This is a genomic window from Pseudozobellia sp. WGM2 (genome assembly GCF_017810075.1).
GTDB lineage: Bacteria > Bacteroidota > Bacteroidia > Flavobacteriales > Flavobacteriaceae > JADNYK01.
This window is the reverse complement of sequence record NZ_JADNYK010000002.1, coordinates 757,117-777,678: the sequence shown is the minus strand read 5'-3', so window position 1 is coordinate 777,678 and position 20,562 is coordinate 757,117. Positions and strand designations below refer to the sequence as shown.

19 protein-coding genes are annotated in these 20,562 nt (G+C 41.0%); 13 read left to right on the top strand and 6 right to left on the bottom strand.

Annotated features, from left to right (window positions below):
* Positions 1-43: 43 nt before the first annotated feature.
* The 13 genes from IV512_RS06920 (at position 44) to IV512_RS06860 (ending at position 14,174) form a co-directional block, all read left to right on the top strand.
* Positions 44-1,465 (top strand): polysaccharide lyase family 1 protein, encoded by a 1,422-nt coding sequence (locus IV512_RS06920; protein ID WP_209401858.1) that lies wholly within the window; start codon positions 44-46, stop codon positions 1,463-1,465.
* A gap of 16 nt (positions 1,466-1,481) precedes the next feature.
* A complete protein-coding gene (locus IV512_RS06915; RefSeq protein WP_209401856.1) occupies positions 1,482-2,198 on the top strand; it encodes a LamG domain-containing protein in 717 nt (238 codons plus the stop codon).
* 19 nt (positions 2,199-2,217) lie between these two features.
* Positions 2,218-3,807 carry a pectate lyase gene (locus IV512_RS06910; RefSeq protein ID WP_209401855.1) on the top strand — a complete coding sequence of 530 codons (1,590 nt, stop codon included), beginning with the start codon at positions 2,218-2,220 and terminating at the stop codon, positions 3,805-3,807.
* A 195-nt stretch (positions 3,808-4,002) separates the two neighbouring features.
* Positions 4,003-5,634 (top strand): sulfatase, encoded by a 1,632-nt coding sequence (locus tag IV512_RS06905; RefSeq protein WP_209401853.1) that lies wholly within the window; start codon positions 4,003-4,005, stop codon positions 5,632-5,634.
* Positions 5,635-5,720: 86 nt separating this feature from the next.
* The gene (locus tag IV512_RS06900; RefSeq protein ID WP_209401851.1) at positions 5,721-5,960 is read left to right on the top strand and encodes a DUF1059 domain-containing protein; all 240 of its coding nucleotides are present in this window, start codon (positions 5,721-5,723) and stop codon (positions 5,958-5,960) included.
* Positions 5,935-6,801, top strand: a complete 867-nt coding sequence (locus IV512_RS06895) for an alpha/beta hydrolase (protein ID WP_245224689.1) — start codon at positions 5,935-5,937, stop codon at positions 6,799-6,801. Before IV512_RS06900 ends, IV512_RS06895 begins: the two co-directional genes overlap by 26 nt.
* A gap of 79 nt (positions 6,802-6,880) precedes the next feature.
* Complete coding sequence (locus tag IV512_RS06890) at positions 6,881-8,194, top strand: gluconate:H+ symporter (protein ID WP_209401850.1); 1,314 nt, start codon at positions 6,881-6,883, stop codon at positions 8,192-8,194.
* Between the two features lie 6 nt (positions 8,195-8,200).
* Entirely contained in the window at positions 8,201-8,665 is a 465-nt protein-coding gene (locus IV512_RS06885) for a RidA family protein (RefSeq protein WP_209401848.1), read from the top strand.
* A 5-nt stretch (positions 8,666-8,670) separates the two neighbouring features.
* On the top strand, positions 8,671-9,786 hold the full coding sequence (locus IV512_RS06880; RefSeq protein ID WP_209401846.1) for a D-TA family PLP-dependent enzyme: 1,116 nt from the start codon (positions 8,671-8,673) through the stop codon (positions 9,784-9,786).
* Between the two features lie 2 nt (positions 9,787-9,788).
* A complete protein-coding gene (locus IV512_RS06875) occupies positions 9,789-10,856 on the top strand; it encodes a dipeptidase (RefSeq protein ID WP_209401844.1) in 1,068 nt (355 codons plus the stop codon).
* Between the two features lie 32 nt (positions 10,857-10,888).
* Positions 10,889-11,632, top strand: a complete 744-nt coding sequence (locus IV512_RS06870; protein ID WP_209401842.1) for a GDSL-type esterase/lipase family protein — start codon at positions 10,889-10,891, stop codon at positions 11,630-11,632.
* A 55-nt stretch (positions 11,633-11,687) separates the two neighbouring features.
* Positions 11,688-12,341 carry a hypothetical protein gene (locus tag IV512_RS06865; RefSeq protein ID WP_209401841.1) on the top strand — a complete coding sequence of 218 codons (654 nt, stop codon included), beginning with the start codon at positions 11,688-11,690 and terminating at the stop codon, positions 12,339-12,341.
* Positions 12,342-12,434: 93 nt separating this feature from the next.
* Complete coding sequence (locus IV512_RS06860; protein ID WP_209401839.1) at positions 12,435-14,174, top strand: ABC transporter ATP-binding protein; 1,740 nt, start codon at positions 12,435-12,437, stop codon at positions 14,172-14,174.
* Here IV512_RS06860 and IV512_RS06855 read toward each other — a convergent pair.
* From IV512_RS06855 to IV512_RS06830, 6 genes are all read right to left on the bottom strand, one after another.
* Positions 14,171-14,500: a 2Fe-2S iron-sulfur cluster-binding protein gene (locus tag IV512_RS06855; RefSeq protein WP_100869971.1), complete on the bottom strand. Its 330-nt coding sequence runs from the start codon at positions 14,498-14,500 to the stop codon at positions 14,171-14,173. The two genes, IV512_RS06860 and IV512_RS06855, sit on opposite strands and share 4 nt — an antisense overlap.
* Positions 14,501-14,695: 195 nt before the next feature.
* Positions 14,696-15,754, bottom strand: a complete 1,059-nt coding sequence (locus tag IV512_RS06850) for an NAD(P)/FAD-dependent oxidoreductase (protein WP_209401837.1) — start codon at positions 15,752-15,754, stop codon at positions 14,696-14,698.
* 78 nt (positions 15,755-15,832) lie between these two features.
* On the bottom strand, positions 15,833-16,075 hold the full coding sequence (locus IV512_RS06845) for a NifU family protein (RefSeq protein ID WP_209401916.1): 243 nt from the start codon (positions 16,073-16,075) through the stop codon (positions 15,833-15,835).
* An 11-nt stretch (positions 16,076-16,086) separates the two neighbouring features.
* A complete protein-coding gene (locus IV512_RS06840) occupies positions 16,087-17,229 on the bottom strand; it encodes an Mrp/NBP35 family ATP-binding protein (protein ID WP_209401835.1) in 1,143 nt (380 codons plus the stop codon).
* A gap of 150 nt (positions 17,230-17,379) precedes the next feature.
* The gene (locus IV512_RS06835; RefSeq protein ID WP_209401833.1) at positions 17,380-18,042 is read right to left on the bottom strand and encodes an ABC transporter ATP-binding protein; all 663 of its coding nucleotides are present in this window, start codon (positions 18,040-18,042) and stop codon (positions 17,380-17,382) included.
* A gap of 82 nt (positions 18,043-18,124) precedes the next feature.
* The gene (locus tag IV512_RS06830) at positions 18,125-20,524 is read right to left on the bottom strand and encodes an ABC transporter permease (protein WP_209401831.1); all 2,400 of its coding nucleotides are present in this window, start codon (positions 20,522-20,524) and stop codon (positions 18,125-18,127) included.
* Positions 20,525-20,562 lie beyond the last annotated feature (38 nt).

Genomic DNA, 20,562 nt, shown 5'->3' with positions numbered 1-20,562 from the left:
CCTTATCTCAAACCCTATTCTTAAACTATTATAATCCGCAATTATGAAACGAGTTGTATTTACATGTATTACTATTTTAATCGGTTTAGGATTATCGGGGCAGCAATTGGCTTTTCCAACAGCTGAAGGGTACGGAAAATATACCAAGGGAGGTCGTGGTGGTGCCGTTTACCAAGTAACCAATCTCAATGATTCAGGTGAAGGAAGCCTTCGTGCAGCAGTGGAAGCCGAGAACCCGAGAACCGTTGTTTTCCGAATTTCCGGAACAATTAATCTTGAAAGCGACCTGCGTATTAAAAACCCCTACATTACCATTGCCGGACAAACGGCACCTGGTGATGGTATCTGTTTGAAAGGCTATCCTCTTATGATTGATGCAGACGAGGTGATCATACGTTATATCAGGGTAAGATTCGGCAATGAATCAGGTCAAGATTCCGATGCTATTTCCAGCAGATATGTCAAAAACCTTATTCTTGATCATGTATCTGCCAGTTGGAGCATAGATGAGACTATGTCTATTTATCACGGCAAGTACACCACGGTTCAATGGTGCATGATTTCAGAAAGTCTTTTTAATTCTAACCATGTTAAAGGAGCTCACGGTTTCGGTGGTATTTGGGGCTCGAATTATAGTAGCTATCATCATAACCTCATCGCAAATCATTCTAACCGTAATATACGTTTCGCCTCAGGCAGCGGTAATACCGACTATCGCAATAATGTTATTTATAATTGGGGTTATCAATCTACTTATGGCGCAGAAAACCAACAAGTAGGTAACGATAAGTTCAATTTCTCTAACATCAATATGGTCGCCAATTATTACAAACCGGGCCCTGCAACGAAACCGGGCCAAATATCACAACAAATCGCCGCTCCGTGGTCACGCAATGGTGCCACAGATTATGGCAAATGGTACATTTCAGATAATGTGATGGTAGGCAGTGAGGAGGTTACGAACGACAATTGGAAAGGGGTCGTACCATCATTAACCACTATTAAAGACGTGCAAGAAGGCAACCCAAGTAATGTTAAGGCAATACCGACCTTAAAACTCGATAAACCTTGGCCTGCTATGGCAATCAAACAACAGACTGCCGATAAAGCATACACCTCTGTTCTTGAAAATGCAGGTGCTATTTTACCCAAAAGAGACCCTGTTGACCTACGTATTATCGATGAGGTTCGAAATGGGTATGCCACCTATGAAGGCCCATCATACGAAGAGCACTATGAGGTGGCCGATAAATCTAAAAACTGCGGTATTATCGATTCTCAAAACGATGTTGGTGGATGGCCCGAACTTCTGAGCGAACCTGCGCCAACAGACACCGATAACGACGGTATGCCCGATGAATGGGAAGATATACATAAATTAGATAAAACAAATCCTAAGGATAGAAATAAAATCGGACCGGACGGGTACACATTTTTAGAGGTATATTTAAATTCAATAGAATAATAGTTCAACTACCGTAATGTCTAGAACAGCCAAATCAAGAAGAGGTATTGTATTGAAACCGTACGGTTGCTTAACTAGTTTCGTACTATTGCTTGGTCTGGCCTTTCCATCTTCACTTCAATCGCAAAATGAACAGAAAGTGAAATTCGTAGAATGGTCGATTGTTGACCTTCTTAAATCAAAATCAGATACTGTTCAGATTCATGGATCACCTTCATTTGTCGATGGCCCTTATGGTAATGCAGTATATTTCGACGGAGTCAACGATGCCTTGTTTCTAGATGCCATGCCGATCGATTCGCTAAAGAACTTTACTGTTGAGATGATTTTCAATCCAGCATCCGGCGGACCATTTGAGCAAAGAATACTGCACATGGGCGAGGTATCAGATGACCGTATATTACTTGAAATTAGAGCCTTAGAAAACGATTGGTATTTTGATGGCTTTGCTGCCTCGGGCACGAACAAAACTGCACTAATCGATGAAAATTTTTTGCATCCATTGAACGAGTGGCACCACGTAGCCTTCATAGTGACAACCGATAGCTTGCGGACCTATGTTAACGGCCAACTTGAATTAAATGAGCCTTATTCTTTCAAACCTATATTGAGCGGGCGTAGTTCGATTGGTGTAAGATTAAATAAACGCTCTTGGTATAAGGGTTTCGTTTATAAAATACGTATTACATCAAAACAGCTCAGTCCAGAAGATTTTATGTCGATGAGCCATTAACGCACAATATATCGATCTCATGAAATTTCAAATCTTGATTACTTTTCTATTATCTTTTAGTCTCACTAGCTATACCAAGGCCCAGAGTGATACTTTCAACGACCGAATTCAAGAAACCATGTTAAATGCTACCACCTTTATGGTAGAATCCGTAAGCACCAATGGAGGTTATGTATGGTCGTACTTACCCGATTTTTCTCGTCGATGGGGTGAAATGGAGGCGTATAAAACCATGATTTGGTTGCAAAACCCAGGTACCATAAGTATGGGGCATGTATTTCTCGATGCCTACCGTGCCACTGAAAATGAGTATTATTATCAGGCTGCCGAAAAAGCTGCCTCAGCAATTATCTGGGGTCAATTGAGTGAAGGAGGTTGGAATTATATGGTCGATTTTGCCGGAGATAGGTCTTTAAAAAATTGGTACAAGACTATCGGAAAAAATGGATGGCGCCTAGAAGAGTTTCAAAATTACTATGGCAACGCTACTTTCGATGATGATGTTTCTACCGACGCTACGCGTTTTCTGTTAAGAATGTATCTTGAAAAATTAGACCCAAAATATAAACCTGCCTTGGACAAGGCCATCGGTTTTATTCTTGAAAGTCAATATTCGAATGGGGGGTGGCCACAAAGGTATCCGTTGAGATACGATTTTGAAAAACATGGTTTTCCTGACTACACCTCGTTCTATACCTTCAATGACGATGTAATTTGGGAAAATATAGATTTTCTCATTTATGCTTATTTAGTGTTGGGCGAGAACCGATTTTTAGAGCCGATATACAAAGGCATGGATTTTTACAGAATATCGCAAGATACCAGTGGCGCATGGGGGCAACAGTTAGATATGCAAATGAAAGCAGCGAGTGCACGCACTTACGAACCCACCGCTTTTCTTCCGGGTGCTACGGCGGAAAATGCATTTCTGCTAATGAAATTCTACCAGCTGACGGGTGACACCAAATTTTTAGAGGGCGTGCCAAAGGCAATAGATTGGCTAGAAAAAACACGTTTGCCAGAAGATAAAACTGAAGGCGATCGTACACATCCCACATTTATCGATATAGAATCTCACAGCCCAATATATGTTCACCGAAAAGGTTCTAACTCAAAGTATGGCAGATACTATACCGACACCGATGATAAGAATCTTTTATCTCACTATTATGGCAAAACAAGGGTGCCGCTTCAGAAATTAAAAGCTGAATACCAGCGTATATCAAAGCTTACTAAAGAAGAAGCTACTAAAAACTCTCCATTGATGCCTGCACAGTTTCTTCAAAATGAAACTCCTCAAAAATATTATAGATTAGATGCCAATGATAATCTCTCTAAAATCGATAAAGATGAAGTTCTGAACATCTTAAATGCATTAGACAATGACCATAGATGGTTGTCAAAGCATGTATATATTAGCAATCCTTATATAGGCGATGGTGTAAATAGTGAACCAACTACGGCCTATGCAACGACACGAGTCGGCGATGAAACCGACACGTCTCCTTATATCGACGAATCAGAACAGGAATATATCTCTACTCGAACGTATATATCGAACATGAAATTGCTCATTCGCTATATCAACTCTCAATCAAAAACCGAATAGCGTTACTAGAAAGCCAAAGTCCAAAATACTATATCAATTTGGCTATATTTATGATTTAGTAATTTCTATAGATTCAAACCTCTCTAAAGCTAAAAGTTTATTAATCTCATAATTAATGTTCCCCTTAATTTATAGACAGCTGTCTGATTGTAGATTTAGCGGAAATATTAACCATAAAAGGAACAGTTCGACCTTATGAAGTTTTACAATTTTTTCATTTTATCATTTACAGTTATTTTTATCTCTTTGTTCTCAGGATGCCAAGAGAACGTAACAGCACAAAAGCCTCCGAACATTTTATTTGCCATAAGCGATGACCAATCATTTGGCCATACCAGCTTCGAAGGCAGCAAGTTCATCAATACTCCTGCCTTTGATCAAGTAGCACGTGAAGGGGTGTATTTCTCAAATTGCTATGCTGGTTCACCCGGATGCGCGCCCTCGAGAAGTTCTATCGTAACGGGACGCTATCATTGGCAGAACGAACAATCAGGCCAACATGCTTCTTCCTGGTTAAAAAAACACATCTCGTTTATAGACCTTTTGGAACAAAACGGTTATAAGACTGGAAGAACGGGCAAAGGCGTTGGCCCTTTTAAGTATGCAGAAGAGGCAGGCGATTCTTTATTTCGAACTATTAATGCCGCAGGTGTAGAACATAGCAATATAACATATACCACAGAAAACGATGAACGGTACGCCAGTGGCATAAGCAAAGTCAACTACTTTGAGAACTTCAAACACTTTATGGAAAATACCCGAAAAGAAAAACCCTTCTTTTTTTGGTACGGTGCAACAGAACCCCACAGAAGATATGAACAAGATTCATGGAAACGTCGGGGCAAAAAATTAGAAAGTGTCGAAGTGCCTGAGTTTTTACCCGATAATGGATTAATACGCGGTGATATTCTTGATTATGCCATAGAAATAGAATGGTTCGACCTTCACCTTCAGCGTATGCTTGAATATTTGAAAGAAAAGGGAGAATTGGAAAACACCATTGTAGTGGTCACTGCAGATAATGGCATGCCCTTTCCAAGAGCAAAAGCTAATGGCTACGATCATGGGGTTCATGTTCCTATGGCCATTCGCTACCCCAAGAACTTTCCTGCTGGCAGAACCGTAGAAGATCCTGTAAGTTTTATCGATTTGGCACCGACCATACTAGAGCTCACGAAAACCTCTGATGATGGTATGTTACCCATTGCCGGCCGAAGTTTCTCTAATCTTTTAACAGCCGAAAAAAGTGGAAAAATAGATGATTCAAGAACCTTTGCCCTAGCAGGTCGAGAGCGACATTCTTCTGCGCGCTACCTCAACAAAGGCTATCCGCAGCGAATATTAAAGGGGGGTGACTATTTATACACATGGAATATGAACCCTGAGCTCTGGCCTGCTGGAGCGCCACAAAAATACCATCCCAAAGACAGTACCGAATTAATGCCAATGTTCGGACTCGACAAAAATGGAAATTATATTCCCGATACAGCCTTTATGGATATTGACGACTGCCCTACAAAGACCTTTCTTATCGAAAATCATGATGACAAAGAAATTCAAAAGTATTTCAAATTGGCAGTTGCCAAAAGACCCGAATTCGAACTTTTCAATGTAAAAGAAGACCCTTCATGCATTAAGAATCTTTCCGGTCAAGAACAATACGCAGAAATTGAACAGAAATTGAAAGGGCAAATGATGCGAGAGTTAAAAAGAACAGGCGATCCGAGAGTTACGGGCCCTGATAAAGATATATTCAATACATATAAGCGATATTCGCCCATTCGATACTATCCAAACCCCGAAACATCAAAACAACCGGAGATTTAGTCCTAACTGCTTACGGTATGCGAACGATTTTTTTTATCTTGTATATCCATCTTAAATAATCGGACTCATCAACTAATCAAAACGATATGAAAACAATGACTTGCAAGCAATTGGGCGGAGCATGTGACCATGAATTTCGCGCCGAGACTTTTGAAGAAATTGCGCAGCTAAGCAAAAAACATGGTTCAGAAATGTTTGAAAAGGGTGATAAACCGCATTTAAAAGCTATGGAAGAAATGCAAGGCTTGATGCGTTCACCCGAAAATATGCAGAACTGGTTTGAAAATAAAAGAAAAGAATTTGCAGCACTTCCTGATAATACCTAGAAAAACTATTAGCCTTCTTTCTGTAGTAACAGTTTACTTCTTTACCTATTTTGGTCATGCCCAGACCGAACTCTTATACAAAAAGATAGATACTACCCGACTATTTTTAGAAGTTCATACACCCGAAAAGCCAGATGCTTCCCGAAAATATCCGGCATTTATTTTCTTCTTTGGAGGAGGATGGCAAAAAGGGGATCGTTCACATTTTAAATATCATGCGGAATATTTTAAGCAAAGGGATATGGTTTGTATTCTAGCTGATTATCGTACCGAAAGCAAACATGGCACCTCCCCGTTCATTGCTGTGCAAGACGCTAAATCTGCAATACGATATGTACGCAAGAATGCCGATAAGCTGGGCGTAGACCCCAATCAAATTATAGTCTCCGGTGGTTCCGCAGGTGGTCACTTGGCCGCTTCTACGGCATTGCTAGAAAAATATAATGACCCCAATGATGACTTACAAATTGATTGCAAACCCAATGCTTTGGTACTTTACAATCCTGTTATAGATAATGGCCCTGGCGGATATGGGTACGAAAGAATTGGAGATGCCTATAAAGATTTTTCACCCCTACATAATATTGAAAAAGGAGCACCACCTACACTTTTATTTTTAGGAACAAAAGACCACCATATTCCTGTAGTTACCGCAGAGTATTACAAAATGGTAATGGACAAGGTAGGTAGCCGTTGTGTTTTAAAAATTTATGAAGATAAAGGCCACGGTTTTTTCAATCATCCATTTAAAAAGATGTATAAAAAAACGATTCAGGAAACTGACGAGTTTCTTCAGTCATTAGGTTATATAGACGAGCAACCTCTAATTCAAGTAAATTGAATTACTTCTTCACTGCGCTATATAAAATAATGATCTTCTCAAAATTGTATATTTAAAGCTTATTATTTAAACCTGACCTATGCCTCTCGCCATTGTTATTGCCGGAATCATTCTCTTATTTATTCTAATCGCCCGTTTTCGGTTGAATGCTTTCATCGCTTTCGTTATTGTGTCTCTTCTGGTCGGTGTAGCCGAAGGCATGGACTTTATAACGGTTTCTAAATCGATACAAACGGGAATCGGGAATACCTTAGGCTATCTTATTTTGATTCTTGGCCTCGGTGCCATGTTGGGTAAATTAGTTGCGGATAGCGGAGCGGCACAACGTATTACAACCCAATTGGTAGAGAAATTCGGTAAAAAGAATATTCAGTGGGCCGTAGTGTTGACTGGTTTTATTGTGGGCATACCGATGTTTTACACCGTAGGCTTTGTTATTCTTATACCCCTAGTCTTTACAGTCGCTGCAGCTACAGGGCTTCCATTAATTTATGTGGGTCTACCTATGTTGGCTTCCTTATCGGTTACCCACGGATATTTGCCTCCGCATCCTGCTCCAACGGGCATCGCGGTAATGTTCAATGCCGATATTGGTAAAACGTTACTCTACGGTATCATAGTTGCCATTCCGGCCATAGTTGTCGCTGGCCCTTTGTTTTCACGAACCATAAAAAATGTTGAGGCTACCCCACTAAAAGAATTTTTGAATCCTACCGTGTTGACAGACGACGAGATGCCAAGCACCATGACCAGTATCTTTAGCGCTTTACTACCTGTCATTCTTATCGGCTTACAATCTGTGGTCGCGTTGCTTCTTCCCGAAGAAAATATAATTAGAAAAATAACTGACATTCTAGGTGATCCGGTAATAGCCATGTTAATTTCAGTTTTGGTCGCCATTTACACTTTGGGTATCGCCCGAGGTAAAAAAATGAAAGAGGTAATGGATTCTGTCGCAAGTGCAGTGTCGGGCATAACAATGGTGCTTTTGATTATCGCAGGCGCCGGAGCTTTAAAACAAGTACTTATCGATAGTGGTGTGAGCGAATATATTGGCGATATGCTAAAAGGCTCTACTATTTCACCGCTTGTTCTCGCCTGGCTCATCGCTACGGTGATTCGCGTTTGCGTAGGTTCGGCAACGGTAGCCGGCCTTACAGCCGCTGGCATCGCCATGCCTCTGGTCGGTAATGGGGTGAGCCCTGAACTCATGGTATTGGCTATAGGTTCTGGTAGCTTGATGCTTTCCCACGTTAATGATGGGGGTTTTTGGCTTTACAAAGAATATTTTAATCTATCTATAAAAGATACCCTGCGTACTTGGACGGTCATGGAAACCACCGTAGGTGTTATGGGTCTTATCGGAGTTTTAATTTTAGACACATTTATATAAAAAAATATGAGCGATTCACCATCCGAAAGAATAAAGACTTTGGGTTTAGAGCTACCTCCGGCCCCTCCGCCGGCAGGTCTGTACAAACCGATTTTGGTAGTAGATAATTTTCTGTATATCTCAGGTCAAGGCCCCATGTTACCTGACGGCAACCTTATGAAAGGCCGTGCTGGTCATGATATGACCCTCGAAGAAGCTAAATTGGGTGCGAGACAAGTGGGTTTAACTATGATTTCGACAATACAGACCCATTTTGGAGATATCAACAGAATTAAAAGAATTGTGAAAACCTTGGGTATGGTAAATTCAGACCCTGACTTTGGCGATCAACCTTTGGTCATTAATGGTTTTAGCGAACTCATGGCCGATATTTTTGGGGCGGATAATGGGGTCGGTGTGCGAAGCGCCGTTGGCATGATCTTACCTGGCGGAATACCTGTTGAAGTAGAAGCCATGTTTGAACTACATTGATTTTTATGACAAATAATCTACCGTGGTACGCACTTAAAAATACCGAAAGTGTAATCTCTCCTTCATTGTTGGTGTATTCTGAACGCATAGAACACAACATAAGAACGATGTTGAAAATGTCCGGAGATGTTGATTTTCTAAGGCCCCATATAAAAACCCATAAATCGGCAGAAATAATCAAACTGCAACTACAGCATGGCATTTATAAGTTTAAATGTGCCACAATAGCAGAGGCCGAACTTTTGGCAAAATGCCATGCCCCAGATGTTTTGTTGGCCATGCAACCTGTCGGCGCAAATATCGAGCGTTTCTTTAAACTAACAGAAACATTTCCAAACACAAAATTTTCTACCTTGGTAGACCATCCAAGTATATTGAAGCAGATAACTAAAAAAGCCAATGCAAAAAACAGGAAGGTTTCGCTGTGGATGGATATCAATACAGGAATGAACCGTACGGGCATTCTAACCGATGAAACGGCTATTGAACTTTATCGTCAAATGGAAGCCGACCCCAATATTCGCCCCATGGGGTTTCATGCTTATGACGGCCATATTAGAAATGCCGATGTACTAAAACGTGAAAAAGAATGTGACGTAGCTTTTGAGAAAGTTTTATCCCTAAAGAGTAAGTTAATATCGGAAGGCATCGAAATAAAAAATATTGTGGCCGGTGGGTCACCTACCTTTCCGTTTCATGCCAAAAGAGAAAGTATAGAAGCGAGCCCCGGAACTACATTGCTTTGGGATGCCGGTTATGGAAGTTTATTTCCCGAAATGAACTTTCTTCCAGCAGCAGTTCTATTCACTCGCATTATAAGCAAACCCGCAAAAAATACGATCTGTACCGATTTAGGGCATAAATCTCTAGCTTCAGAAATGCCTTTTCCGAGAGTTCAATTTTTGAATGTAGACGATTGGAACCAGAAGGGTCAAAGTGAAGAACATTTCGTAATCGATTGCGAAAATAGTCAAAACTACCATGTAGGCGATACTGCTTATGCCATTCCCATGCACATCTGCCCAACGGTTGCCAAATATGAATATTTACAGGTCGTTTCAGATGCTGAAATTATCGATTCTTGGAAAGTTGCCGCCCGAAACCAAACCCTAACACTCTAGACATGTTTATTTTCGATGCTCATTTAGACCTTTCCATGAACGCCATGGAATGGAACCGAAACCTGACTTGGTCGGTCGACGATATCCGTGAAAGTGAACAAGGCATGACCGATAAACCTGACCGAAGTAGAAACACCGTTTCTCTTGAGGCAATGCGAAAAGGGAATATTGGACTTTGTATGGCCACCCAAATTGCGCGCTACGTAAAAAAAGAGAACCGTTTACCGGGATGGAACTCACCCCAACAAGCTTGGGCACAGACCCAAGGTCAATTGGCTTGGTATCGAACCATGGAAGATATTGGCGAAATGGTTCAAATCAGAAATAAAGCACAATTAGAAAAGCATCTTGAACTTTGGCAAACTAAAGAGGGCAAAAAACCTATTGGTTATATCTTGAGCCTTGAGGGTGCCGATTCTATAGTTTCTTTAGATTATTTGGAAAAGTCTTATGAAGACGGACTTCGAGCTATAGGTCCGGCACATTATGGCCCCGGAACCTACGCTTTCGGCACCGACTCTTCTGGCAGTATTGGTGTAAAGGGCAAAGCACTATTGAAGGAAATTGAACGGTTGAATCTTATTTTAGACGCCACACATTTGTGTGACCAAAGTTTTTGGGAAACCCTAGATTATTACAATGGGCCCGTTTGGGCCAGTCATAACAATTGTAGAGCACTGGTCAATCATAATCGGCAATTTTCCGATGAGCAAATTAAAGCGTTAATCGAAAGAAGAGCGGTAATCGGAATGGCTTTGGATGCTTGGATGATGGTACCCAACTGGAAGCGGGGCAAATCGACCCCAAAAGCCATGAACTGTTCTTTAGAACAAACGCTCAATAATATTGACCATATTTGCCAAATTGCAGGTAACGCCAAACATGTCGGTATCGGCACCGATTTAGACGGAGGTTTTGGCACTGAACAATGCCCTATGGATGTTGATACCATTGCCGACTTGCAGAAAATTCCTGAACTTTTGCAAGACCGCGGTTACGAGAACTACGACATCGAAGCTATCATGAGCCGAAACTTTTTAAATTTTCTAAAAACGACTTGGGAAGACTAGTTTTTTTAGATTTTTACGTATAAGTTTAAGGCATGAATCGAAGACAGTTCGTCAACAGCTCCGCACTTGCAGTATTGGGCAGCAGCCTAATAGGCTGTTTCGACGGACAAAAATTTAAGCTCGAAAAAAACATGGTCATCGGTTGTTTCGGTGATAGTATTACCAACGCTGGCGGCCACGGATATGTAGAAATATTACAGGAAAAATTTGATGCCGAACATCCTGAACTTAACTTAAAGTTTTTGAATTTCGGTAAAAGTAGCGAAACCGTCTCCGGACTTACCGAAGAGGACCACCCCGGCCCAAGACCTTATCTTTTTGAACGCCTTGATGAAATTCTTACCGAAAACAAGCTTGATGTGGCTTTGTTCTGCTATGGAATCAATTGCGGTATTTATGGTAAACCCTCCGAAAAGCTGTTCAATAGTTTTAAAATCGGGGTGTACTCGTTTCTTGAAAAACTTCGACAGAAAGATATTCAAGCCATTCTTTTGACCCCTCCACCCTTGGCACTGGAGGCAGCTCCCTTGAAGCATCTTTCCAACTCAGTACCCTACGGTTATAAAAACCCCTACCCCAACTACGAAACAGAAGTACTTCTTGAATTTAAGGATATTGTTTTGGGCATGCAGCATCCGATTTCCAAAATGGAAATCGATATTCACAAACCTTTGCTTGCCAAACAACAAGCCTGTTATGATGAAGATCCGATTCACCCCAATGCAACAGGTCATCAGGTAATTGCTGATACGATTTTCCGTAAATTATCGTTTTAACAGAGTGTTAAGCCCCCATGGCAGGGTATTTGTTATCTTTACTTTGCTATATATTATGTTCAGAAAATCGACATACATCAGTTATTTGCTCTTCTTGCTATCCTTTATAGGTATGGCCCAGACTGATATTCCTGCACAAAAAGAACTTAAAATCGATGTTGCCAATAAAATTGATGACACCAAAAAACCCGAGCAGGGCACCTCATTAAAAATACCCTCGGTCGTAAACAACAATCCTGAAGTTAAAATGGATATGAGTGCTCGAAATCCGGTAAAAATGGAAGATGACCGTAATTTGGTGCAGGCGGGCTACGGGATGAAAATTGACCCCAAAGCAGGGCCCAGAAGACCCAAAGAAGGCTCAAAAGAACATTTCCCCGATATGTATTTGGGCGATGTTAAAAGTAATGGCACTTTTGTAGGCATTGTTTGCCGCGACCATGAATATGTAGATGGTGACCGGGTAAAAATCTACGTTAACGAAAAAGTAGCAGACCCGAATATTTTACTAACAGGTTCTTTTAAAGGGGTAAATGTCGATTTAGAAGAAGGGTTCAACCGAATCGATTTTGAGGCTTTGAATGTTGGTTCATCTCCTCCCAATACCGCACAAATCGATGTTTATGATGATCAAGGTAAATTAATCTATTCCAATAAGTGGTTGTTGTCGACGGGATCCAAGGCCTCTTTGATTATTACTAAAGATTAAGCGGATATCAACTCAAATCATTGAATTTCGATTAGTTTACACTTGTCATTCTTTCTACGGAATGCCGTAACTTTGATTGCTCTAAAATCTACTATGTCAGAAAAGAAAGTTAGCATCCTCACTGCCTTTAAAACAATTATTTGGCCAAGAAGAAAATTGGTGTTTCTCGGGTTGCTTTTGATTATCATCAGTAAAGCTGCCAGCTTTGTCGCCCCGGTATCCCTCAGGTATTTTTTAGATGACATCGTACCCAATAAAAACTATGACCTGCTCAAGATTTTGGTAGCGGTAGTTATTTTGGCATTTTTAGTTCAGGCCGTAATGTCATTTCTATTAACAAAAGTGCTTAGTATTCAAGCGCAGTTTATGATTTCAGAATTGAGGGCCCAAGTTCAGAAACAAGTACTTTCACTACCCATTCGTTTTTTTGACAATACCAAATCAGGTGCTTTGGTCTCAAGAATTATGAGTGATGTTGAAGGTGTTCGCAACCTTATCGGCACTGGGCTAGTACAATTGGTCGGCGGTAGCCTTACCGCAATTGGCTCACTTATCTTATTATTACGAATTAGCCCATCGATGACCTTGTTGACATTTATACCGCTTATATTATTTGCTTTTATCGCCCTAAAAGCCTTTAAAATCATAAGACCTGTTTTTAGAGAGCGTGGTAAGATCAATGCCGAAGTTAAAGGCAGATTGACCGAAACACTGGGAGGTATTAGGGTAATCAAAGGGTTCAATGCCGAACATCAAGAAGGAAAGGTATTCGAAGAAGGGGTCGAGAGGTTATATAATAATGTAAAAAAGAGCCTTACCGCCACGGCTTTGATGACCAGTTCATCTACCTTTCTGCTGGGCTTGGCCACAACAGGTATCATGATGGGCTTTGGCGGCTATAAAATGATGCAGGGTGAACTGACGACCGGTGAATATTTTGAGTTTACCTTTTTGCTGGCATTAATGGTCGCGCCTATCGTACAAATGAGCAACATTGGTAGTCAGTTGACAGAAGCTTTAGCGGGATTGGATCGTACCGAAGAACTAATGAACCAGGTTTCGGAAGCTGATGAAAAAGATAGAACCGTTGTTCTAACAGAGTTTAGGGGAGAGATGAGTTTTAACGATGTATCTTTTGCTTACGAAGAAGACAAAGAAGTGTTGCACAACATCAGTTTTGATGTAAAAGCAGGAGAAGTAATAGCCCTGGTCGGAAGCTCGGGTTCAGGAAAATCTACCATTGCCGGTCTCGCCGCTAGTTTTTTAAATCCTGATGGAGGGCAAATAAGTATTGATGGTAAAGATTTATCAAAAGTTGATCTGACCAGTTTTAGACAGTTTCTCGGTGTGGTCTTACAAGACGATTTTCTATTTGAAGGTACTATCAGAGAGAATATTCTGTTTCCAAGGCCCAATGCTTCAGAAGAAGAATTGCAAGCTGCTGTTAAAGCGGCTTATGTAGATGAATTTACCGACCGCTTTGATGACGGATTGGATACCCTTATTGGAGAACGCGGTGTAAAACTTTCAGGAGGGCAACGTCAACGAATCGCTATTGCAAGAGCAGTGTTGGCAGACCCAAAGATTTTGATTTTAGATGAAGCCACCTCAAACCTAGATACTGAAAGTGAGGCCTTGATCCAGAAAAGTTTAGCTGCTTTAACAGAGGGTAGAACTACTTTTGTTATCGCCCATAGGCTAAGTACCATTCGAAAAGCGGACCAGATTTTGGTTATCGAAAATGGTAAGATTGCCGAACAGGGCACGCATGAAGAACTAATTACAAAAGAAGGTAGATATTACAACCTATTTACCTATCAGGCCAGAATTTAACTCTCAGGAGCCAATTCCACCTCGAGACCATTCAAATCTTCGGTCATATGAATTTGACAGCCCAAACGGCTATTATCTTCAACATTGAATGCCTCAGCTAGCATAGCATCTTCATCATCGGACATCTCCGGAAGTTCGTGTTCAGACTTCACGTAGCATTGACACGAAGCACACATGGCCATACCACCACAAACACCGATTGTACCCTCCGGAGCAAGCTCATACGAGCGGACCACTTCCATGAGGTTCATATTCATATCTGTTGGGGCATCTACTTCGTGAGTAACCCCTTCGCGGTCTGTAATTTTTATTTTAATATCGGACATGGCCCTATTTCATTTGATATTATAACTAAGACCAATTTATTGGCCAAGATGGTAAAATTTCCGCAAATATAAGGTAGATTAATCTAAGAATTAGATTCGAACAACATTCTCACAAAAAAAGGGCCTTTCACAGTCTTATAGAACAAATTGTAACGCTGTCGCTAAGTAAACCTATTGCCCCAATTTTCAGGCTATTTAATCGATACTTTTGATTACGGCTTTAGGGGCTTCTTTTTTAGAACCGTCGAATCCGGTCACACCGCCTACGGTCGTGTATTTCATGACATATTTCTTATCAGGATATATGCGTTGATAAGCGCTCTGGCACATCAATGTCGCTTCATGAAACCCACAAAGGATCAATTTTAATTTACCTGGATAGGTATTGATATCACCAATGGCATATATTCCGGGAACATTTGTCTGATAATCAAAAGTATTTACCTTGATGGCGTTTTTTTCGATTTCCAATCCCCAATCCCCGATAGGGCCCAGCTTAGGGGATAGTCCAAAAAGGGCAATAAAGCTATCGACCTCCAAAGTAATATCCTCTACGGCCGTGGTCTTTTTTCTGATTAACACGGACTCCAGCTTATCTTTTCCGTTTAATCCTACAATTTCAGCAGGAGTAATCAAATTGACCTTACCCTCATTTTTTAACTGCTGTACTTTTTCTACGGAATCCAGTGCTCCACGAAATTCATTTCTTCGGTGCACCAAGGTTACTTCAGAAGCGACATCCGCTAGAAAAATACACCAGTCTAGGGCAGAATCTCCTCCTCCGGCAATGACTACCTTTTTACCGCGATAAACTTCAGGGTCTTTCACCATATAGGCCACCCCGTTATCTTCAAATTTCTTAAGGTTCTCTAGCAAAGGTTTCCGTGGTTCGAAACTTCCTAAACCCCCAGCAATAGCTACGATGGGCGCATGATGTTTTGTACCCTTATTGGTGGTTACAATAAAAGACCCGTCTTCTAGCTTTTCGATGGTATCTGCCCTTTCACCCAAGGTAAAACCAGGCTGAAAAGGTTCGATCTGTTTCATCAAATTACCGACCAAGTCACCGGCCAACACCTCCGGAAACCCAGGAATATCATATATAGGTTTCTTCGGATAAATTTCTGAACATTGCCCACCCGGCTGCGCCAGAGCATCTATTAAATGGCACTTTAGTTGTAATAGACCAGCTTCAAAAACGGCAAAAAGACCGGTAGGCCCTGCCCCAATAATCAGGATATCTGTTTGAATCATTAAGATACAGCGTTAAGTATGATGTGAAGACGCTTTCCGAAGATCAATAAAAAAATTTGCTTTTTTTTGATGGATAAGCTACTCGACAATATTTAAAACTTCCTCAATTTGAGGGGCATATTTCTTTATAGTCATTTCAACGCCACTTTTCAATGTCATCTGATTAACCGAACAGCCTATACAGGCACCTTCTAGTTTAACTTTTACGGAGTTCTCGTTATCAATGGACACCAGCGATATATCGCCCCCATCGCTCTGCAAAAATGGCCGTATCTCCTCCAACGCCTTTTCGACGTTCATTCGCAGTTCTTCAGCAGTCATTGTTGTCATACCTACTTTTTCTTCACGGCGGAACAGCCCGCCATTGTTGTTATTTTAATCGCTTCGGTCGGTGGCAGGCTTTTATTTCGGCTTACCACTTCTTGCACCACACTTTTAGTCAATTCTTCAAAAGCTTCCTCTACGGGAGTTGCAGTTTGCAAGGCAGCTGGGCGACCTACATCACCCGCTTCACGAATGCTCTGCACCAAAGGTATTTCGCCTAAGAAAGGTACACCTAAATCTTCGGATAAGTGTTTGGCACCTTCTTTACCAAAGATATAATATTTGTTCTTTGGAAGTTCCTCTGGTGTAAAATAAGCCATATTCTCAACGATTCCTAATACGGGAACGTTAATTGAGTCTTGTTGAAACATAGCTACACCTTTTTTAGCATCGGCCAAAGCCACCTCTTGCGGTGTGCTGACCACAACCGCACCCGTAATGGGCATCGCTTGCATGATACTCAAATGAATATCGCCCGTACCCGGAGGCAAATCAAGTAATAGAAAATCGAGTTCGCCCCATGCCGCATCGAAAATCATTTGATTTAATGCCTTGGAGGCCATAGGTCCTCGCCAAATGACCGCTTGGTTCGGTTGGGTAAAAAATCCGATAGATAGCATTTTCACCCCATAACTTTCAACGGGCTTCATCTTCGATTTACCGTTCACATTGACCGCCAAAGGCTTTTCATTCGCCACATCGAACATTATCGGCATTGAAGGCCCATAAATATCGGCATCGAGAAGACCTACTTTAAAGCCCATCTTTGCTAAAGTTACGGCTAAATTTGCCGTAACCGTTGATTTTCCGACACCCCCTTTTCCAGAAGCTACAGCAACGATGTTCTTTATACCGGGAATTGGTTTCCCTTTTATTTCATTGACTTTGGGTTTGGCCGCCGGCGCATCTACCTTGATATTAATCTTAATTTTAGCTTTTTCATAGACTTCGCTATGAATAATCTTTAAAATCTCTACTTCGGTCTTCTTACGAGCCTGTAAACTAGGGTTGGCAATCGTTATATCGATTTCAACCTCATCGCCAAATATCTGTACATTCTTCACCGCCCCGGCCTCGACCATATTTTGACCTTCACCTGGTACTGTAATATGCTCCAATGCCTTTAAAACTTCCTTCTTATCTATCTTCATTATGTAAAATCATTCTAAACAACAAAGATAGAACATAAGGTCAAGAAACTAAAGCGTTTGTATTGAAATGTGGTATGCTTATATAGGTAAATGTGATCGGGGTGGTCAGTAGTTACTAAAAAAATGAAATTTTAGAAAGCCAGTACTTCTTTATACCCTACGACCATCCAATAAATTAATTATTCGTCTACCATAGGACGCGTTTTTTTCGGAATGGGTCACTTGAACAATGGTCACTCCCTCTTCGTTCAATTCTTTGAACAACTGCATAATTTCTTCCCCTTGAGCAGAATTCAGATTACCCGTAGGTTCGTCGGCAAGAATTAGTTTCGGTTTTGATATTAAGGCTCGTGCCACACCTACCAACTGCTGTTGACCACCACTAAGTTGGGTCGGGAACAAATCTTTTTTCCCCACGATATTAAATCGGTCGAGCATATCGGCAACCATCGCCTTACGTTCAGAACCTGAATGTTTTTTATACAATAAAGGCATTTCAAGGTTCTCGTACACGGTAAGTTCATCTATGAGATGATAGGCTTGAAAAACAAAACCGATATACTGCTTGTACAAATTGGCTCGATGCTTCTCTTTCAATTGATGTACGGGTTCATCAAGAAAACTATATTCGCCCTCATCAAAATTATCTAACATTCCGATTACGTTCAATAAAGTTGATTTTCCAGAGCCTGATGGCCCCATGATGGATATAAATTCTCCTTCTTCAACAGTAAGGTTGATGTCTTTTAAAAGGAACACCCGTTGCCCCCCTTGCTGTACCCATTTGAAAATATTATTTAGTTGTAGTAGCATAGTAGTTAGTAGTTAGTAGTTAGTAGTTAGTAGTTAGTAGAAAATGCATTTTTAATTTTTTATTGTCAATGGCTCAGGATGGTTATTCGGTTCGTAAACTTTTTATAGGATTGGCATTGGCAGCTTTTATGGCTTGAAAACTCACCGTTAAAATAGTAATTGCCAAAGCGCCTACAACCGCAAGAAGAAATATCCACCATTCTAATAATACCCTATACGGATAATCTTGCAGCCAGCCGTTCATCACATAGTAGGCAATGGGTATGGCTATAAAGCAGGAAATTACCACCAACTTTAAAAAATCTTTGGAAAGCATGTTCCAGACGTTGAACACCGAGGCCCCCAACACCTTACGGACGCCTATCTCCTTTTTGCGTTGCTCCGCCACGTACGAAGTGAGTCCGAACAGCCCAAGACAACTAATGAGAATGGCCAAAGCCGTGAAAATAGCCGACAGTGTTCCTATACGCTCTTCGGCGGCAAACTTTTCACCATACTCAGAATCGACAAAATCATATTGAAAGGGAATGTCGGGAAAATGGGTGGTAAACACATTTTCAATCGTAGCGATATTCTCACTGGCACTTCTATCGGGATTCAGGCGAAGGTTATAGAAGCTTTGGTTTCCCCATTTATCAAATGCATATACGGCTTGTTTTACAGGCTCATAGGGCGATTGGGCAATCATATCTTGCACGACGCCAATTATTTTCATGGGCGGAAAAGGGTCTTCCACGTCTTCGTCTTTAATATAAGTTCCTACTGGATCGGTCAAATTCATATATCTTTTTGCCGTTTCATTGATCAACACCGCATTGGAATCAGATGCCAATTCACGATTAAAATTTCGACCCTCCAATAATTTAAGGTTGAGCGATTTAACGTATTCAGGGGTCACTTCCGTCCATGCCATATCTTCTTGAAAACTATCGGGTTTTCCTTCCCAGGTAAATCCTCCTCTATTAGACCATATGGAAGTTGTTGGAGCACTGGAGGCGGACATTTCAACTACCGCTCCAGACTTGATAAATTCACTGCGCATTAAATCGTATTTTCCATCAAAGTCTCTACTCATCACTGGAATTTGCACTAGCCCTTTTGTATCATAACCAACGGGCCTATTCTTAGCGTAATTGATTTGTTGCATTACAATCACCGTTCCGATAATAAAAGCAACTGAAACCGTGAACTGGAGCACCACTAAAATTTTTCTAGGCAAACCAGCATATCTACCTACGGCAAGAGTTCCCTTTAGCACATCAACCGGTTTAAAAGACGATAGATACAATGCAGGATAGCTTCCCGCCAAAAGAGATGTAAACAAAATAAAAGCGAGGGAAATCAACCAAAAGATTCCATTTTTCCAAGGGAAAACAATTTCCTTTCTAGACAAATCGTTAAACCCATCTAGTAACAGCAGTACCGTAATAACGGCCAATACATAAGCGAAAAGGGTAACAAGAAACGACTCGCTTAAAAATTGATTGATAATCTGCCGGCGTTGTGAGCCTATCGATTTTCGAATACCTACCTCCTTGGCTCTTTTCTCTGAGCGGGCCGTACTCAAGTTCATAAAGTTGATACACGCTAAAAGAAGCACAAAGGCCCCAATAATACCGAAAAGCCATACATACTTAATTCTACCGCCCACTTGTTGACCATTTTGAAAACTGCTACGCAAATACCAGTCTTTCATGGGCAAAAGGAATAATTGTGGATTAAATTCGGCTTCATCTCCACTTTCGTCCTTTTTTACGTCTTCAATGGCCGCCGTTACCTGATTCATGGTACTGTTCTCAGGTATTTCAGCGAACAATTGAAAAGAGTTATTGCCCCACTGATCCTTGGCGTTCTTAATCCACTCCTGAACGGTAAGATATTTTTCCCAAGGGAGTATAAATTGTAAATCGTTAAACGAATTATTCGCGGGAATATCTTCATAAACCGCCGTAACCTCAGCATCAAATTGACTATTGACCTTCACTACCTTTCCTATGGGCTCCTCTTCCCCAAAAAGTGCATCGGATACCGATTTTGAGAGCATAATCGCATTAATTTTTCGCAAGCCATCCTTTTCCCCCTTTAAAATATTTAAGTCCAGCATATCAGGAGCTCCCTGTTGCATATAATTGCCTTCTTTAGAAAGGCTTTTTTCACCATAACCGAGATACAAAGGCGTTGTCCAAGAAGCCATGACCAAATGTTTAAAATTATCTCCATAGCCTTCCCTTAAGGCGAATTCCAAAGGGCGAGGTATGGCAGGGCCCGTACCTATCTCGCCGTTAAAAGTCTGCGACTGGAAAATTTGTGCTATCCGGTCTTTCTTTTTAAAGTAATCGTTATGAGACAATTCATCATGCACCCAAAGCCCAATAATCAGGGTAACTGCCATACCTAAGGCCAGTCCGCCAATATTTATAATCGAATACCCTTTATTTTTCATTAGGTTCCTCCAGGCGATTTTTAAATAATTTTTTATCATGATGATTGATTTTTGTTGATGATATGATTGCTGTTTTT